The sequence below is a fragment of the Halorussus salinisoli genome (assembly GCA_005239435.1).
GTDB classification, from domain to species: domain Archaea; phylum Halobacteriota; class Halobacteria; order Halobacteriales; family Haladaptataceae; genus Halorussus; species Halorussus salinisoli.
In genome coordinates this window covers 1153524-1168597 of sequence record SZNP01000001.1, presented here as the reverse complement: position 1 = coordinate 1168597, position 15074 = coordinate 1153524, and the positions used below count along the sequence as shown (strand labels likewise).

Here is a 15074-nt window from a genome sequence, read left to right as displayed (position 1 = left end):
ACCACAGTTACTTATTCGGCCCCTGCGAACCCCGGGATATGCGACATATCGCGGCCGCGACGTTCGTCGCGCTCGCGTTCGTGGCGATTCTGGTCGGACCGGGCGCGAGCGTGGTGGCCGACTCTGCGGACCCGACGCTGGTTCGGGTCGGCGACGCGAAGATATGGCCGTACGTCGGTCCCGACCGGTCGTTCGACCGGCGGGCGAGTTCCATCAACGTCGTCGTTCGGAACCACCCCGAGCGCGTCCGGGGGTATCTGACACGTCGGCACGGGTGGAACCGGAGCGACGCCGAGTGGGTCGAGAACGCACCGGACGAGACCACCGTGGTCGCCGACGAGCGCGTCCCGTGGCGTGACGCGCCCGGTGCGTCGCGCTACGCCTACGTCGCCGACCGAGGTTGGGTGTCGGAACGGTATCAACTCCACCACGGGAGCTACTTCGGTGCGCGCGACCACCTCCGGGCCTACGGTCCCCCGGACGGCGACTGGACCGCAGTGCAAGCCCACGCCGAACACTGGGACTGGTTCACCATCACCCACACCGTCGATAGCGTCGAGGACGCCCAGCGGCGGGTCGAGGCGGCGTTCCTCGGCAAACCAGAGTTCGCGGTCAAACGGGTGTACTACGCCAACGGCGACACCTACGACGCCGACGGCTGGACCACCGTGGTCGTGATGGCGCTGGCACCTCTCCTCGGCCGAAACGCGCGCAGTTTCCTTAGAAGGCTCGCTGCCGGACGGAATCGCCGACGAGGGACGCTCGCGGGGACGCTCGCGGCGCTCCCGCTCGTCGTTCGGTTCGGCGGTATCCTCTGCGAGCGACATCTCCCGTGGCTGTCGCCCGACGCGGTGGTGGCGCTGTGGTATCCGGTGCTGGTCGGCGGCGTCCCGCTGGCGGCCTACCTGTTCGGTCGGCGACTTCCCGCGGCGGAGGCGGGTGCGCTCGCAGCGGTCGGGTTCGGAACCGGACTCGTTCTCGACTACGCCTCCCTCGGAGTGGCCGTCCTCCCGATTCCGGTCGCGGCCCACAGGGCGGTCGTCGTGGCCGCGGTCGGTCTGCTCGCGGCCGGAGCGGGGTCGCGCGGCGACTCCACGGCCGGTGAACCGACAGCGGGTCGGTGGACGCCCGTACTCCGGGCGGGCGCGGCGCTGTGGGTCGTCGCCGTGGTCGCAGGCCACCTCGTCTGAGCGGCGGTTTTTTGCCGTCGGCCTCCGACTACCCGGCCGTGAGCGCGATTACGTTCTTCGCCACCACCGACCTGGAGCGCGTCGTCGGCTTCTACACCGAGACCGTCGGCGCGGACGTGTGGCTCGAACAACCCGACTGCACGATTCTGAAGTACGACAACCAACTTCTCGGCTTCTGTGAGCGCGACGAGGCCGACACCGAGGGCATCGTGACCTTCGTTTACCCCGACCGCGAGGACGTGGACGCGATGTACGAGGAGTTGTCCGAGCGCGCCCGCGACGAACCCCACGAGAACGAACGGTACGAGATATACCAGTTCTTCGCCGAGGACCCCGACGGGCGCGCGGTGGAGTTCCAGACGTTCCTGCATCCGACGGACGAAGTATAGAATTACATTTCGTGTATGCATATTGTCTAAACCAAAGTATATATTTCTCCAATGTGTCTGCATCGTCTCGTTGCCGTCGCGGTTACTCGTTCGACGGCCCGCCCGCCAAGCGCGTCCGACCGCTCTTGGAGTGCTAACACCTAACAACTCTCCCGTCGTACGTCGGTGGCATGCCGACGATTCACTTCCGGGGGAACGAAATCGGGTGCGAAGACGGCGAGATACTACGAGATGCCCTGCTCGACGCGGGTCTGTCCCCGCACAACGGGACGGCCGACTACCTCAACTGCCGGGGACACGCGACCTGCGGGACTTGCGCAGTCGAGGTTCGTGGCGACGTGAGCGAGATGGACGACGACGAGCGCAGACGCCTCTCCCTACCGCCCCACGACGTGGACTCGGGGCTTCGGCTCTCGTGTCAAACTCGCGTGCAGGGCGACGTGGAAGTCGTGAAGTATCCCGGTTTTTGGGGGCAGAAGGTCGAGGACGGCGATGCAGGCGAGCGCCGCGAGTCGGTCGCGCGCGACGTCGAGGAGTAGCGACCGTGCCGAACGTCGGAGGGGTGCACTCAACGCCCACCGTCGGATTCGCCTTCGGACGAAGTCACGCGAGGCGTCTTCTCTATCCGCCAGTAGACGTACTGATGGACGAACGGCGGGAAGTTGTCGTGACCGCACGCGGGACAGTCGAAGCCGACCTCGTCGTCGACTTCCTCCGGGAAGACGAATCCGCAGTCGTTGTAGCAGTTAGTCCCGCCGAACGCGACGGTAAACACCTCTTTCAGTTCGGTACGGTGGGTTTCGAGGTGCGCTTTAGCCTCCCGTTTCACCGCATCGACGGTATCGGTCACGACGAGTTCGTCGCAGTACGCGCAGTCGAATCGAAACCGCGTCATTACGCTTCACCCGAACTGACGACGACGGACCCGTCGCTTTCGACCCGAACCCGATACGAATCGTACGTGAACTCGACGTGTCCGTCGCAGTCCCTTACTCCACCGTCGTGACCGGGCGAGAAGAGGGCGTCCAAAGCTTCCAAATCGATGGTCTCGTAGAGCGGCGGGCGCAATTCCGTCGACTTTACCTTCTTTCGGTCCGCAATTTCCGCGATTACTTTTTCGCTGATCGGGCGTGACTCGTCGCTCATCTGGACGAGAAATGCGGACATAGACGCAAAAATATGGTGGAAAGAATATCCTCATGTCCTCTAGAATGAGAGTTCACTGCTAATTTGGCAACCCAGGGACTGCTATTACCACTCCTCGTGGAACTGCTACGTTAGCAGAAGTGAAACGTATCCGTAACTTCGTCACGTCCGACTCTAGTCGTCACTGACGGACGTCCCGAAGTGATTGAACGGCTGGTGGAGTTGGGCTTTCAGCACGTCCGACCGGACGATTTCGAGACCCATCTCGCGGAGGGAGTCCGCTATTTCGGTCAGGTGGTCGGTGTCGGTACCGACCGCCTCGACGTGGAGGTTCTCGGCCCCGGCGAGCAGTTCGCGGACGGCGACGACGCCTTCCTGTTCGAGCACGTCCTGAGCGAAGTTCTCGGGTTCGTCGGGTGCCGTACAGACGAACAACACTCTGAGTTGGAACCCCGCCTTTTCGTAGTCGAGTTGGGGGACGTACTGTTCGATGACGCCCTCCTCTTCCAAGTTGGTGAGCCGATTACGGACCGTGCTGGCCGTGATGTCCAACTCCTCTGCCATCTCGGTACTGGTGGTGTTGCGCGCGTCTTGCTGGAGATAGTAGAGGATGCCTTTGTCCACCTCGTCCAGTTCGTAGGTGTCCATATGGCCCGTTTCCGGCCGTACCGGTAAAGACCGTTCCGCATCGCCTCTGGCGGTTGGTTCACGGTTACCGACGGGGCGACCGTCGGAGGTGCATTCACCGACCACGTCGACGCCTCCGACGACGAACCCCGCGTGGTGGACGCCGCGGGCGCATCGAAGAAGTCCGAGGACTGGCCGGGCGCGGTGAGTTACAACAGCGACTCCACGTCCGCCGCGGAGTCGATCACGTAATCCGGAGTTACGTCCGAGACCTCCGCGTCCGCGCGCGTACTCACCCCCGAGCAGACGAGCGCGGTCGCCATGCCCGCGCGCTCGCCCAAGGCGACGTCCGTGTCGAGTCGGTCGCCGACGACCAGAACCTCCCTGCCCCGTCCGGCGACCCGGGATTCGACCGCCTCCGCGGCGGTCTGGGCCGGCTTGCCGAGCATCGCGTCGGGGTCGCGGTTCGCGGCCTCCGCGACGGCGGCGACGATGGGACCCGACCCCGGCACTGGTCGGTCCGGCGCGGGAATCGTGCGGTCGGGGTCGGTCGCCACGAAGGCAGAACCGTCGAGCGCCCAGAGGGCCTCCCGGAGTCGGTCGTAGGTGAACTCGCGGTCGATGGAGGCGACGACGACTTCGGCGGCGTCGGGGTCGGCGACGAGCGTGACCCCGCGGGCCGCCAGCATCTCCCGCAGGCCCGCTTCACCGAGCAGGTAGGTCGCAGCGTCGGGATACTCGGCGGCCACGTAGTCGGCCGTGAGCGACCCCGACGTGACCACGTCGTCCGGACCGACGGCAAACCCGAGTTCGGCGAGCCAGTCGGCGTAGTCGGCCGGAGTTCGAGTCGGATTGTTCGACAGCACGAGGAGGTCGAGGCCGCGCTCGCGGAGTCGGTCGACCGCCTCGATTGCGCCCGGTATCGGTTCGTCGCCGCGGACGAGGGTGCCGTCCGCGTCGAGGACGACGCTTCGGACCGTCATCGGTCGCTCGCCTCCGCCGGGCGCGCCGAACCGGTACCGTCCGCGGAGTCGGTGGTACGAGTGACGTCGTTACGGAGACAGCAGGGCGTCTCGATCGTGCCTGCGTACATCGACGAAGCGTTAGGACTCGGTCACCTTGGGTCTGTTCGCAGTCGGGACTCGCGGGCGGAACCGTTCGAGTTTCAGAACCCGTCACGGACTACGGGGCGCTTCACGGCGTCGATGTGTCTCGATTCGCGCGGTCGAAATCCTCATCGTCGAAACGCCTCACACCACAAAACACTTTATACCCACCTGTGAGCTACGGTACATGAACCGCGAGACGATGCTGGCCGGCGGAATCGCCCTCGTCGTCGCGGTGTCCGTCCTCGCCGTCGCCGCGGTCCCCGGCGCGATAGCCGACTCCGAACCCGACCCAGTTCGGCCCGGCCACCTCGACATCCAGGAGGTGTCCATCGCGCCCGGCACGGTGTCGGGCGGCACCGCGACCTTGCAAGTCGACACCCGCCTCGCCCACTCCAGAGGTCACTCCGAGAACGTGACCGTCCTCGTTCGGGCGGTCCACCTCGAATCCGGACTGGTCGAGACGACGAAACAGACCGCCGTCCCGCCCGTCTCGGGCGACCGAGAGGTCTCGGTCCTCCAGAACGTCTCGGTCGAACGGGCGGGCGGCTATCGCGTCGAGACCATCGTGTACCGCGACGACGAGCGAATCGCTCAGGGGAGCAAAGAGGTCAGCGGCGTCGGCACCCTGACGCCCGAGTACGCCAAGACCAGCGTCCGGTTCCACTGGCAGGGCGGCGACGGTCTCCCGCCGATAGAGTACACCGTCCAGAGCGCCTCGGACAACCGGACGACCCTCGACGTCTCGACGTTCCTCACCAACGAGGGCGACGCCGCCTCGGAGGAGTTGCGAGTCGTGTTCACCGCCCGGCAGGCCGACTCGAACATCGTCGCCGACCGCGCCTCGGCCGAGGTCGGCACCGTCCGACCGGGCCGGACCGCCACCCCGAGCGTCGAACTCGACGTGCCCGACGGCTACAACTACTACCTCGACGCGGTGCTGTGGAAGGACGGCGTCATCGTCGGCACGGCCCGGAGCGTGGCGAACCTGAACCCGACCGAGACCGTCGAAGCCAACGAGACCGTCCGAGAGGTCGGTCTGGAGGTCAGCGACTTCGAAGGCGACAGCGCGGACGAACAGCGAGACTACGAGAAGACGACCATCGAGGAGGGTGCGGCGGCCGACGGCGGCGTGCCCGGATTCGGCGCGGGCGTGGCCGCCCTCGCGCTGGCCGGCGCGCTACTCCTCGCACGAAGACGGAGCAACTCATGAGCGAAGCCAACACCGACGCCGAGATACCCGACGAATCGACCACCGACTTCGAGATTCGGACGAACCTCTACCGGGCCGCGCTGGGGCTGTTCACCCTGCTGGCTGTGGTCGCGGTGATTCAACTGTACGCCAGCGTGAACGCGACCATCAACACGTTCATCTCCCACCAGTATCGGCCGCTGTTCCGGGCGGCGTTCAATCTGGTGGTGTTGTTGGTCGCGGGAATCGGGATTTCGTGGAGTGTGCGAGAGTTGGCCGGGGAGTAATCCGAACGTTACTGCGAGCCTTTGTTCCGGTTGTTCATCACCACCACGAAATGACGAAAATATAGCGCCAGGAAAGTCCAAGTCCCTCACAGAAATCGCAAAGGAAGTGGGCCAACGCGGATTTGAACCGCGAACCTCCCGGTTATCAGCCGAGCGCTCAACCTGATTGAGCTATTGGCCCGTTCGGGCGCATTCACTGCTTGCGCCCTTGAATGTTTAAGCGTTTCCTTTCGACGGCGGTTCGGGACGCCCTCACGGAGTTTCCCGGCGAAAGCGTCCGGTTACTCCACCGGTTCGGGCCGACTAATCGTCGTCGTCGCTGTCCTCGAACTCGATGTCGTAGGAGTCGTCGTCCACGCGGTAGGTGTCGTCGGAGGAGTCGGACTGGCTTCTCGTCGCCGACCCGCCTGCGCCCGACCCGCCTGCGCCCGCGCCGGTACCGGACCCGCTCGCGCCCACGTCCTCGGCGTTCGGGAACCCGAAGGTGTAGACGTTGCCGGTGGCGAACCCGCCGGTCTTCTTCTCGACGTAGGGCTTGACGACCCACTTCTGGACCGCCTCGCGCACGAGGATGCGCGAGGGCGGGAACGCGAGCAGGAACCCGACGGCGTCGGTGACGAGACCGGGCGTGAGCAGGAACGCGCCCGCCGCGATGAGCAGAGCGCCGTCGGTCAGTTCGTCGGCCGGGACCTCGCCCTCGCCGAGGGTCTCCTGGAGTCGCCGGACGGTGTGGCGGCCCTCGGCGCGGACGAACAGCGTCCCGACCAGCGCGGTCAGGACGACGAGCGCGACCGTGAGGACGGCCCCGAGTTGCGTCGCTACGAAGACGAGGAACAGCGCGTCCACGAGCGGGATGAGTAGGAGTGCTATCAGTGCGCGCTTGAACATCAGTTCGTTCTTGCCTCCGAATAGTCGTTCACGCCGTAAAACGCTTTAGGTGCCTACTGCTACGCAGATTTGGTGTTCTCCGAGTCGTAAATCGGTGAAATCTTCGTCTGTTCGCTCTGCATTGCTACAGGTCCGACAGTAACCGAGACTGTGAACGTCACGAAAGCCCCGCGCGGCCACGGTATCCACCAACCGCCGCGCCACCCGCGGCGGTTACTTCACCGAGCGTACCCGCGCGTGGTCCGTTCCACGAAGCCATAGAGGGCGTCACAGCGGTTGGTCGGCCGTCGCGCGACCGGAGGGCGCATCGTCGGAGCGCCGACAGTCGGAAGTGGTCTGACGAAGACCTAATTAAACAATTTCTAAAAGTGTGTACGTATGGGTATAAGAAATATTCTTATCTCTGGCCCGGCGCGTACTGGCGCGACACTAACGGCGTCGAGCCCGGCCGCGTGAGTTCGAAGCCCGACGAAATCGTTCCGGCAAGCGAAGTGGATCGTCCGAGAGTCCGGAATCCGCCGACACCCGAGCGCGAACGACCCCCGAGTCCCGGCATCCTTTTCACCGCAGAAACGGTCAATCACCCTATGCGACTCCTGTTCGTCCACTCCGACCACCTCGAATTCGAGACGACCACCGAGGCCGGGGAGGGACTCGCCGAGACCGAGGGCGTCCCGATGGAGGGCCGGATGGAGGACTGCGTGACCGCGTTCGTCAGCGTCGAGAGCGAGGACGAGACCGACCTCGACGCCGTGGTCGAGAACGCCGCCGACGAACTCCGGGACGTGACCCGACAGCTCAACACCCGGAAGGTCGTCCTCTACCCCTACGCCCACCTGAGCGACGACCTCGCCGGGCCGGAGAGCGCCAAGACCGTCCTCCGGAATCTCGAATCCGAACTCGAAGCCGACTTCGAGGTCCTGCGCGCGCCCTTCGGTTGGTACAAGGCGTTCGAGGTCTCCTGTAAGGGCCATCCCCTCTCGGAACTCTCCCGGCACGTCACGCCCGACCGCGGCGAGGATGCCGCCGAGGCCGAACGCGCGCCGAGCGACTGGCGGCTGTCGTTTCCCGACGGCGGAACCGTGCCCCTCCCCGAGACCGACGCCATCTCGTCTCTCGACGCCGAGGACGCCGACCGCGTGAGCGACGACATGCGCGCCTTCGTCACCGACGAGGTGGAGGGCGAGACCGCCAGCAAGGGCGAACGACCGCCGCACGTCGAACTCATGCAGGAGAAGGAACTGGTCGGCTACGACGAACTCAGCGACGTGGGCAACCTCCGGTGGTACCCTCGCGGCAAGTTGGTCCGTGACTCGCTGATGGAGTACGTGAACGACCTGGTGGTCGACTACGGCGGGATGCCGGTCGAGACGCCCGTCATGTACGACCTCGGCGTGCGTGCAATCCGCGAACACGCCGACGAGTTCGGCGAGCGCCAGTATCGCTTCGAGTCGGGCGACCGCCGGATGATGCTGCGGTTCGCGGCCTGCTTCGGCCAGTTCTCCATCATGCGGGACATGCACGTCGCCGAAAGCGACCTCCCGCTTCGCATCTACGAGATGTCCACCTACTCGTTCCGGCGCGAACAGCGAGGCGAAGTGATGGGACTGAAGCGCCAGCGCGCGTTCACGATGCCCGACATGCACACCGCGACCCGGGACCTGGAGCAGGCCAAAGACGAACTCGAAGCCCAGGCCAAACTCTCCCTCCGGACCAGCGAGGACCTCGGCCTGAACTACGAGCCGGCGATTCGGATGACTCGGCAGTTCTACGACGACAACCGGGAGTGGGTCGAGTCGCTCGTGGACGACCTCGACAAGCCCGCACTGCTCGAAATCCTGCCCGAGCGCCACCACTACTGGTCGGCCAAGATAGACTTCGCGGCCATCGACCAACTCGGCCGACCCATCGAGAACCCGACGGTCCAGATCGACGTGGAGAGCGCCGAGCGGTTCGACATCGAGTACAGCACGGGCGACGGGACCCGCCACCCGCCCATCCTGCACTACTCGCCGTCGGGCGGTATCGAGCGCGTGCTGGCCGCCCTGCTGGAGGCGGCCGCCAAGCGCGAGACCCCGCGCCTCCCGACGTGGCTCTCGCCCACCCAGGTTCGGTTCGTCCCCGTCGGCGAGGACCACGTCGAGTACTGCGACGCGCTCGCCGACGACCTCGAATCCGAGGGCGTCCGGGCCGACGTGGACGAACGCGACGAGTCGGTCGGCAAGCGAATCGCCAGAGCCGAGACCGACTGGGTGCCCTACTACGTGGTCGTCGGCGACCGCGAGATGGACGCAGACGACGGCGACGACGAAGAGGCTTTCAAGGTCACCGTCCGCGGCGAGGGCGACGAGCGCGAGATGACCTTCGAGGAGTTGCAGGAGGCAGTTATTGCCGACGTCGGCGACTTGCCGAAGAAGAAGCGATACCTGCCGAAGCACGTCAGCAAGCACCCACACTTCACGGGTCGGTAGGACGTACTTCGCCGACCGAAACCGAGGCGTCGGCCGAACTTTCCGATTTTCCGCCTACAGCTTCTCTCGACCGTCTTCGTCCGTGACTGCTGATACCAAACCGCATTTTGAATATTCCTTATACGAATAAAATCGTGGATGTTTAATACGCTCAGGTAATATCTCGGGGCACATGGCTTCACTCGACTTCGAACCGCTCACGTACGGGGAACTGAAACCCGAGCGACGACCGACGCTCGCACAGGCGCTCGTGCCCGTGCTCGGAGTCATCGTCTTCCTCGGAATCGGGTCGGGGTATCTCAAACTCGCACCTCACGGCCCGCTCCTCTGGAGCATCGTCCTGACCGGACTGGTCGGTTACTACTGGATCGGCCTCTCGTGGGACGACCTCTACGACGGTATCGCCGACAGCCTGCTGATGGGGTTGCAGGCGATTCTCATCCTGTTCACCATCTACGCGCTCATCGCCACGTGGGTCAGTTCCGGCACGATTCCCGGCCTGATGTACTACGGCCTGTCGATACTCACGCCCGAGGTTTTCCTCCCGGCTACCGCGATTCTGGCGGCAGTCGTCGCCTTCTCCATCGGGTCGTCGTGGACCACCGCCGGGACGCTGGGGGTCGCCTTCATCGGCATCGGGTCGGGACTCGGCATCCCCGAACCCATGACCGCGGGAGCGATACTCAGCGGTGCCTACGCGGGCGACAAGCAGTCGCCGCTCTCGGACACTACCAACCTCGCGGCCGCGGTCACGAACACCGACCTCTACGACCACATCCGGGCGATGCGGACGGGCACCGCCCTCGCGCTCGGCATCTCGGTGGTCCTCTACGCGCTCCTCGGTCTCCGCGCGGGCGGAGCGATTCCGCAGGGCCAGGTCGCCGAGATTCAGGGTGCGTTGGCGGGCACCTACAACCTCTCACCGCTGGTCTTCCTCCCGCTGGTCGTCACCTTCGGTCTCGCGCTCTACGGCTATCCGGCGCTCCCGTCGCTCGTGGCGGGCGTCTTCGCTGGCGTGTTCACCACCATCGCGGTACAGGGAGTCGCCTTCACGGCCGCGTGGGGCGTGTTCCTCAACGGGACCGCCCCGGAGACCGGAACCCAACTCGTCAACGACCTGTTGGCCGCCGGGGGTATCGCGGGGTCGGCGTGGACCATCGCGGTCGTCGTCGCCGCGCTCTCGCTCGGTGGTCTCCTCGAAGGAATCGGCGTCCTCGCGGTGCTGGCTCACTACCTCGCGCAGGGCGTCCGAAGCGCGACCGGACTCGTCGTGAGTTCCGGCATCTCGGCGATTCTGGTCAACCTGTTCTCGGCACAGCAGTACATGGCTATCGTGGTACCGGGCATGACGCTCCGGAACCTCTACGACGAGTACGACCTGGAGAGCAGTGACCTCTCGCGGGCGGTCGAGGCCGCCGGCACGCCCACGGGGGCGCTCATCCCGTGGCACGCGGGCGGAGTCTACATGGCGAGCGTTTTCGGCGTCTCGACCATGGCGTACTTCCCGTTCTACTTCTTCGCCTTCCTCTCGCCGCTCATCCTGTTCGCCATGGCGCTGACCGGGCACGCGACGACCCGGAAGGACGCCGCCGACGCACCGACGGCCACGTCGGCCGACGACTGAATCCGTCTGTCCAGTCCCGGCACGGACTGACGTTCTCTCAATCGGCCTTCGCCGGACTGTCGCGGTCGTGTTCCACGCCGGGGATGTTCCCCACCGCGAAGTCGCCGTCGTCCTCGCCCGAGGCGATGCCGCTGGTGATGATGGTTCGGATTCCTTCCTCGACGGTCATGTCCACGTCGTACACTCTATCCGCCGGGATGTGGGCGAGATAGCCGCCCATCACCGGGTTCGGCGCGAACGGGAGGAACATCGCCACGAGGTCGTCCTCGCCGACCGCCTCGCCGATAGCCGAGGGGGACTCGGCCGTCTCGAAGCCGAGGATGTACGACCCCTCGCGGGGGTACTCGACTATCTTCACGTCCTCGAAGTTCTCGGCCTCGCTCCCGAGCATCGCGTCACCGACCCGCCGGAAACTCTTGTACACCGTGCCGACGCCCGGAATGTCCGCGAGCGCGGCGTCGATGGCGACAACGAGACGCTCGCCGTATCTGACGTGGGCGAGGGTACCGACGCCCACGATACTTCCCACCAGAATCGTCGCGGCGATGAGTTCCGGGACGAACTCGAACACCTCGCTGTAGATACCTAGCTCGGCGAAGAACCCGGCGAGCCACAGCGACCGGAGGAAATCGACCAGGCCGGTCCACTCCAGGACCGCGACGACCGGCGCGAACGCCCCCGCGATGAAGTCGATTATCGTCGCCAGCACCCAGATAGTCACTACGAGCGGGACGATGATGGCGATACCAGTTATCAGTACGCTCAGAAGTTCGTCGTACACCGACTCACCCGTCTCGCGGGCCGCTTCCGTAGGTGTCTCCCCGTTGCTCATCCGTACGTTTACTTACAGATAACTGGGTATAGGAATTCGGGCCAACGCACCGGGCGAAGTTCGCTCGCGCTCGGCGCGCCCGACACTGAGGTAACTGTTCACCTCTACCGGCGAAAAAGGGGAACCGCTACTCGCCGTCTTCGGGGTCGAAGGCGACTCCGAGTTCGTCGGCGACCGTCTCGAACGACACCGTACCGGCCTCCTGAATCCTCATCGGATCCAGTGCATCCGTCTTGAGGACCTGCGGTGCTGTCAGCCAGGTCCAATCGACGTTCTCGTTCTGCTCGCTCGTCGCCTCGAGTTCGTGTTCGAGGAACTGCTCGCTGACCGGCGCGAAGAGCGGTGGCTCGGCCTCGAACGTGTCCGCGTAGTCCGGGACGTCCTCCTCGCTGAAGTCGCCGACGACGATTCGCATCACCATTCCGAGCACCGAGTGGACGCCACAGTACAGGTCGTAGAGCCCCTCGTGCATGAACTGGTAGAGCCACGCTCCGTCCTTCTGTACGAGCGGTGACGAGAACGCCGGGACTTCCTCGGGGACTCGCCGCTGGAAGCCGTGCCCCGGATGGTAGGCCGTGATGGTGTGGTTGGGGCTGGTAAACGTGAACTGCACGATGTCCCCGGAGTCTACCCGAAGCCCGGTCGGTTCGAAGTGGAAGAACGACGGATGGTCTGGATTCTGAATATCTTCGGGAAAATCTCTGTGTAACTCGACTTCGTGGTCCGGTCCGAGGATGTCCGGAACGTTCTCGGCCTCCTTCATGGGATGTCCGAAGACCGGGTCTATCATCGGTTCGATCTCTTGAGCGGCCTCCGCGCTGTCCTGAGCGTCTGACTCCTCGCCCGAAGCGACCGTAACGCCGCTAACGAACGGAATCGAGGCCCCGACGCCGAGTGCTTTCAGTAGCGGTCGTCGTTCGACGCCGAGCCGTTCGGTGAACGATTTACTGGTCGATTCGTCGGTCGTCTCCGCATCAGGTGCTGGCATCGGTATCTCCCCATTCCGCTGGTGCATCCACTACGCGTCGCATAGCCGACGAACCTGCTACAGATGCGTCAATTATCTGCACCCGAACCGCAATAGGTGTTATCTGCATCCTATTACAGAAAATCGTCTGATACGTATCGCTCAGGCGTTACCGAACGGAGGAGGGCAGGAGATTCTCGGCGAAACCGAACGGCACTACCCGCCCCGTGCGCCGGTTCCGGGCCGGTCGAGTCCGGCGAGGTCGATGTCTCCCTCGGGCATCGGGACGCCCTCGTAGACGTCCGATTCGAGCAGGAGCGCCCCGTCGAGGTCGGCGTAGTCCAACATGGGAGCGAGGTGGGCGGCCGCCGCGATGGCGGCGTTCGTCTCTATCATGCACCCGAGCATGACCTCCAGTCCGTGGGCGCGTGCGGTGTGAATCATCCGTTTGGCCTCGCGCAGGCCGCCGCATTTCATCAGTTTCAGGTTGGCGATGTCGGCCTTGTCGGCGATTCGGGGGATGTCCGGGAGCGTGACGCACGACTCGTCGGCCGCGATGGGGAGCACCGCGCGGTCCCGCACGAAGTTCAGTCCCTCGGGGTCGTCCGCCGAGACCGGTTGCTCCACGAACTCGAGGTCGTACTCGGCGAGGCGGTCTATCTTCCGGACCGCCTCGCGCGGCGACCACGCTTCGTTCGCGTCCACGCGGATAGTCGCGCCGGGCGCGTGCTCGCGGACCGTCGAGATTATCTCCTCGTCGCGGTCGGTGCCGACCTTCACCTTCAGCACGTCGTAGCCGCGTTCGACCGCGGTCTCGGTCTTCTCGGCCATTCGCTCGGTGGAGTCGATGCCGATGGTGTAGGAGGTCGGGACGGCCTCCTCGGGGTCGAGTCCCCAGTAGCGATACAGCGGCAGGTCCGTGCGCTTGGCCACCAGGTCGTGGAGCGCGACGCTGACCGCGCATCTGGCGGCCGGGTTGCGCTCGACGGTCTCGCGGAGTCGGCGCTCGATGCGGTCGAGTTGGTGGGGGTCGCCGACTTGCTCGACGACTCCGAGCAGGTCGGGCAGGACGGCTTCCACGGTAGCGGCGGTCTCGCCGTAGTGTTCGGACGGGGCGGCCGCACCGACTCCGACCGTGCCCTCGTCGTCCTCGATTCGGACGACCACGTTCTCGGCGGTCTCCTGGGTGCCCCGCGAGATGGTGAAGGCGTTTTCGAGCGGGAGCGAGACGCGCTCGAAGTCGGTTTCGAGGCTCACAGAATCGCCTCCAGAACCGCGTCGAGTTCGTCGCCGTCGGGGTCGCCGAACCGAACGGGGTCGGTCACGGGCGCGTCGAGTTCGTCGGCGAAGGTCGCCACGGCGTCGCGGGCCGCGGCGTCGTCGGCGACTTCCTTGGTGTTGAGCGCCCCGGCCACGATTTCGGTCTCGTGGACCGGCCGAGCGAGGTTCTCGTAGAGGTCCACGTAGTCGCCAATCGGCGGGAGGTCGAAGCTCTCGTAGCCGTGAACTACCTCCCGGCCCGCCTCGTGGCAGAGGACGAGTTTGTCGGCCATCGACCCGTGGAGGATGCCGCAGGTGACCGCGGAGTAGGCGGGGTGGACGATGCTCCCCTGTCCCTCCACGAAGAGGTAGTCGTAGTCGTCGCCGCGCTCCAGAATCATCTCCTCGACCGCGCCCGCGGTGAAGTCGCTGACCACGCGGTCGACGGGATTGCCCCACCCTTCGATCATGATTCCGGTCTGCCCCGTCGGGATGAAACCGGCGTCAGCGCCGCGCTCGCGGGCGGCTTCGAGGAGCTCGAGGGTCGCGGTCATCTTCCCGACCGAGCAGTCGGTGCCGACCGTCAGAATCACCTCGGCGTCCACCTCGTCGGCGGCGCCCTGCGCGACCGTCAGGTCCTCCGGGGGCTTGCGCACGTCCCAGACGTCGCAGTCGTTCTCGTCGGCGAGTCGGGCGAACTCAGCGTCGTCTTCGAGGAAGTAGTGGAGGCCCGAAATCAGGTCGCAACCCCGCTCCAAGGCGGTGGTCACGTCCGAGCGCCACGACTCGTCGAACCCGCCGCCGATGGGCGCGATACCGACGATAAGGGCGTCCACGTCGGGCGCGTCGGCCATCTCGGCGACGATCGGAGCGTCCTGCACGTCGGGCAGGAAGTCGGACACTCGCTTGCCGGCGTTGTCGCGGTCGAGAACCGCTTCGACCTCGTAGTCGGAGTAGCGCAACAGGCCGACGGCAGTCTTGGCGCGGTCGGGGAACTTCTCGTGTGCGAGTACGGCGACTTTCATGGATAGAGCGTAGCGATACGGGGGTATAAATCTCGGTATGGCGGAAAGGTTGGTGTCTGCCGAAATCGCA

The 15074-nt window shown here is 65.2% G+C and carries 16 protein-coding genes and 1 tRNA gene; 7 read left to right on the top strand and 10 right to left on the bottom strand.

The window, feature by feature from the left end:
- Positions 1–38: 38 nt before the first annotated feature.
- The 3 genes from E2484_RS10230 to E2484_RS10220 all read left to right on the top strand — a co-directional run bounded on the left by E2484_RS10230 (position 39) and on the right by E2484_RS10220 (position 2118).
- Positions 39–1190 carry a hypothetical protein gene (locus E2484_RS10230; protein WP_137285091.1) on the top strand — a complete coding sequence of 384 codons (1152 nt, stop codon included), beginning with the start codon at positions 39–41 and terminating at the stop codon, positions 1188–1190.
- Positions 1191–1228: 38 nt separating this feature from the next.
- Positions 1229–1579, top strand: coding sequence for a VOC family protein (locus E2484_RS10225; protein ID WP_137285090.1), 351 nt, complete (start codon positions 1229–1231; stop codon positions 1577–1579).
- A gap of 170 nt (positions 1580–1749) precedes the next feature.
- Positions 1750–2118 carry a 2Fe-2S iron-sulfur cluster-binding protein gene (locus tag E2484_RS10220; protein ID WP_137285089.1) on the top strand — a complete coding sequence of 123 codons (369 nt, stop codon included), beginning with the start codon at positions 1750–1752 and terminating at the stop codon, positions 2116–2118.
- A 29-nt stretch (positions 2119–2147) separates the two neighbouring features.
- Here E2484_RS10220 and E2484_RS10215 read toward each other — a convergent pair whose 3' ends face one another.
- From E2484_RS10215 to E2484_RS10200, 4 genes are all read right to left on the bottom strand, one after another.
- Positions 2148–2474, bottom strand: coding sequence for a hypothetical protein (locus E2484_RS10215; RefSeq protein ID WP_137285088.1), 327 nt, complete (start codon positions 2472–2474; stop codon positions 2148–2150).
- Positions 2474–2725 carry a HalOD1 output domain-containing protein gene (locus tag E2484_RS10210; protein ID WP_321112300.1) on the bottom strand — a complete coding sequence of 84 codons (252 nt, stop codon included), beginning with the start codon at positions 2723–2725 and terminating at the stop codon, positions 2474–2476. The genes E2484_RS10215 and E2484_RS10210 overlap by 1 nt, the downstream gene beginning before the upstream one ends.
- Positions 2726–2899: 174 nt before the next feature.
- Entirely contained in the window at positions 2900–3373 is a 474-nt protein-coding gene (locus E2484_RS10205; RefSeq protein WP_137285086.1) for an Lrp/AsnC family transcriptional regulator, read from the bottom strand.
- A gap of 188 nt (positions 3374–3561) precedes the next feature.
- Entirely contained in the window at positions 3562–4335 is a 774-nt protein-coding gene (locus tag E2484_RS10200) for an HAD-IIA family hydrolase (protein ID WP_137285085.1), read from the bottom strand.
- Between the two features lie 310 nt (positions 4336–4645).
- Here E2484_RS10200 and E2484_RS10195 point away from each other — a divergent pair, with 310 nt between their 5' ends.
- Positions 4646–5671 carry a DUF7490 domain-containing protein gene (locus tag E2484_RS10195; RefSeq protein WP_137285084.1) on the top strand — a complete coding sequence of 342 codons (1026 nt, stop codon included), beginning with the start codon at positions 4646–4648 and terminating at the stop codon, positions 5669–5671.
- Positions 5668–5937 (top strand): hypothetical protein, encoded by a 270-nt coding sequence (locus E2484_RS10190; protein ID WP_137285083.1) that lies wholly within the window; start codon positions 5668–5670, stop codon positions 5935–5937. The genes E2484_RS10195 and E2484_RS10190 overlap by 4 nt, the downstream gene beginning before the upstream one ends.
- Before the next feature lie 107 nt (positions 5938–6044).
- Here E2484_RS10190 and E2484_RS10185 read toward each other — a convergent pair.
- Together E2484_RS10185 and E2484_RS10180 are read right to left on the bottom strand one after the other, a co-directional pair.
- Positions 6045–6118: transfer RNA gene (locus tag E2484_RS10185), tRNA-Ile, on the bottom strand.
- Positions 6119–6240: 122 nt separating this feature from the next.
- On the bottom strand, positions 6241–6825 hold the full coding sequence (locus tag E2484_RS10180) for an FxsA family protein (RefSeq protein ID WP_137285082.1): 585 nt from the start codon (positions 6823–6825) through the stop codon (positions 6241–6243).
- 587 nt (positions 6826–7412) lie between these two features.
- Here E2484_RS10180 and E2484_RS10175 point away from each other — a divergent pair.
- On the top strand, positions 7413–9296 hold the full coding sequence (locus E2484_RS10175; RefSeq protein ID WP_137285081.1) for a threonine--tRNA ligase: 1884 nt from the start codon (positions 7413–7415) through the stop codon (positions 9294–9296).
- 172 nt (positions 9297–9468) lie between these two features.
- Complete coding sequence (gene arcD, locus E2484_RS10170; protein WP_137285080.1) at positions 9469–10920, top strand: arginine/ornithine antiporter ArcD; 1452 nt, start codon at positions 9469–9471, stop codon at positions 10918–10920.
- Positions 10921–10957: 37 nt separating this feature from the next.
- Here arcD and E2484_RS10165 read toward each other — a convergent pair whose 3' ends face one another.
- The 4 genes from E2484_RS10165 to E2484_RS10150 form a co-directional block, all read right to left on the bottom strand.
- Positions 10958–11752 (bottom strand): DUF502 domain-containing protein, encoded by a 795-nt coding sequence (locus E2484_RS10165; RefSeq protein ID WP_137285079.1) that lies wholly within the window; start codon positions 11750–11752, stop codon positions 10958–10960.
- 127 nt (positions 11753–11879) lie between these two features.
- Positions 11880–12740, bottom strand: coding sequence for a cupredoxin domain-containing protein (locus tag E2484_RS10160; protein ID WP_137285078.1), 861 nt, complete (start codon positions 12738–12740; stop codon positions 11880–11882).
- 195 nt (positions 12741–12935) lie between these two features.
- Positions 12936–13976 (bottom strand): dipeptide epimerase, encoded by a 1041-nt coding sequence (locus E2484_RS10155; RefSeq protein ID WP_137285077.1) that lies wholly within the window; start codon positions 13974–13976, stop codon positions 12936–12938.
- Entirely contained in the window at positions 13973–15004 is a 1032-nt protein-coding gene (locus E2484_RS10150) for a DUF1611 domain-containing protein (protein WP_137285076.1), read from the bottom strand. The genes E2484_RS10155 and E2484_RS10150 overlap by 4 nt, the downstream gene beginning before the upstream one ends.
- Positions 15005–15074 lie beyond the last annotated feature (70 nt).

Coding starts and splice junctions, on each gene's coding strand:
- E2484_RS10230 (WP_137285091.1), top strand. CDS start 39: ATGCGACATATCGCGGCCGCGACGTTCGTCGCGCTCGCGTTCGTGGCG.
- E2484_RS10160 (WP_137285078.1), bottom strand. CDS start 12,740: ATGCCAGCACCTGATGCGGAGACGACCGACGAATCGACCAGTAAATCG.
- E2484_RS10180 (WP_137285082.1), bottom strand. CDS start 6,825: ATGTTCAAGCGCGCACTGATAGCACTCCTACTCATCCCGCTCGTGGAC.
- E2484_RS10220 (WP_137285089.1), top strand. CDS start 1,750: ATGCCGACGATTCACTTCCGGGGGAACGAAATCGGGTGCGAAGACGGC.
- E2484_RS10165 (WP_137285079.1), bottom strand. CDS start 11,752: ATGAGCAACGGGGAGACACCTACGGAAGCGGCCCGCGAGACGGGTGAG.
- E2484_RS10215 (WP_137285088.1), bottom strand. CDS start 2,474: ATGACGCGGTTTCGATTCGACTGCGCGTACTGCGACGAACTCGTCGTG.
- E2484_RS10210 (WP_321112300.1), bottom strand. CDS start 2,725: ATGAGCGACGAGTCACGCCCGATCAGCGAAAAAGTAATCGCGGAAATT.
- arcD (WP_137285080.1), top strand. CDS start 9,469: ATGGCTTCACTCGACTTCGAACCGCTCACGTACGGGGAACTGAAACCC.
- E2484_RS10150 (WP_137285076.1), bottom strand. CDS start 15,004: ATGAAAGTCGCCGTACTCGCACACGAGAAGTTCCCCGACCGCGCCAAG.
- E2484_RS10175 (WP_137285081.1), top strand. CDS start 7,413: ATGCGACTCCTGTTCGTCCACTCCGACCACCTCGAATTCGAGACGACC.
- E2484_RS10195 (WP_137285084.1), top strand. CDS start 4,646: ATGAACCGCGAGACGATGCTGGCCGGCGGAATCGCCCTCGTCGTCGCG.
- E2484_RS10190 (WP_137285083.1), top strand. CDS start 5,668: ATGAGCGAAGCCAACACCGACGCCGAGATACCCGACGAATCGACCACC.
- E2484_RS10200 (WP_137285085.1), bottom strand. CDS start 4,335: ATGACGGTCCGAAGCGTCGTCCTCGACGCGGACGGCACCCTCGTCCGC.
- E2484_RS10205 (WP_137285086.1), bottom strand. CDS start 3,373: ATGGACACCTACGAACTGGACGAGGTGGACAAAGGCATCCTCTACTAT.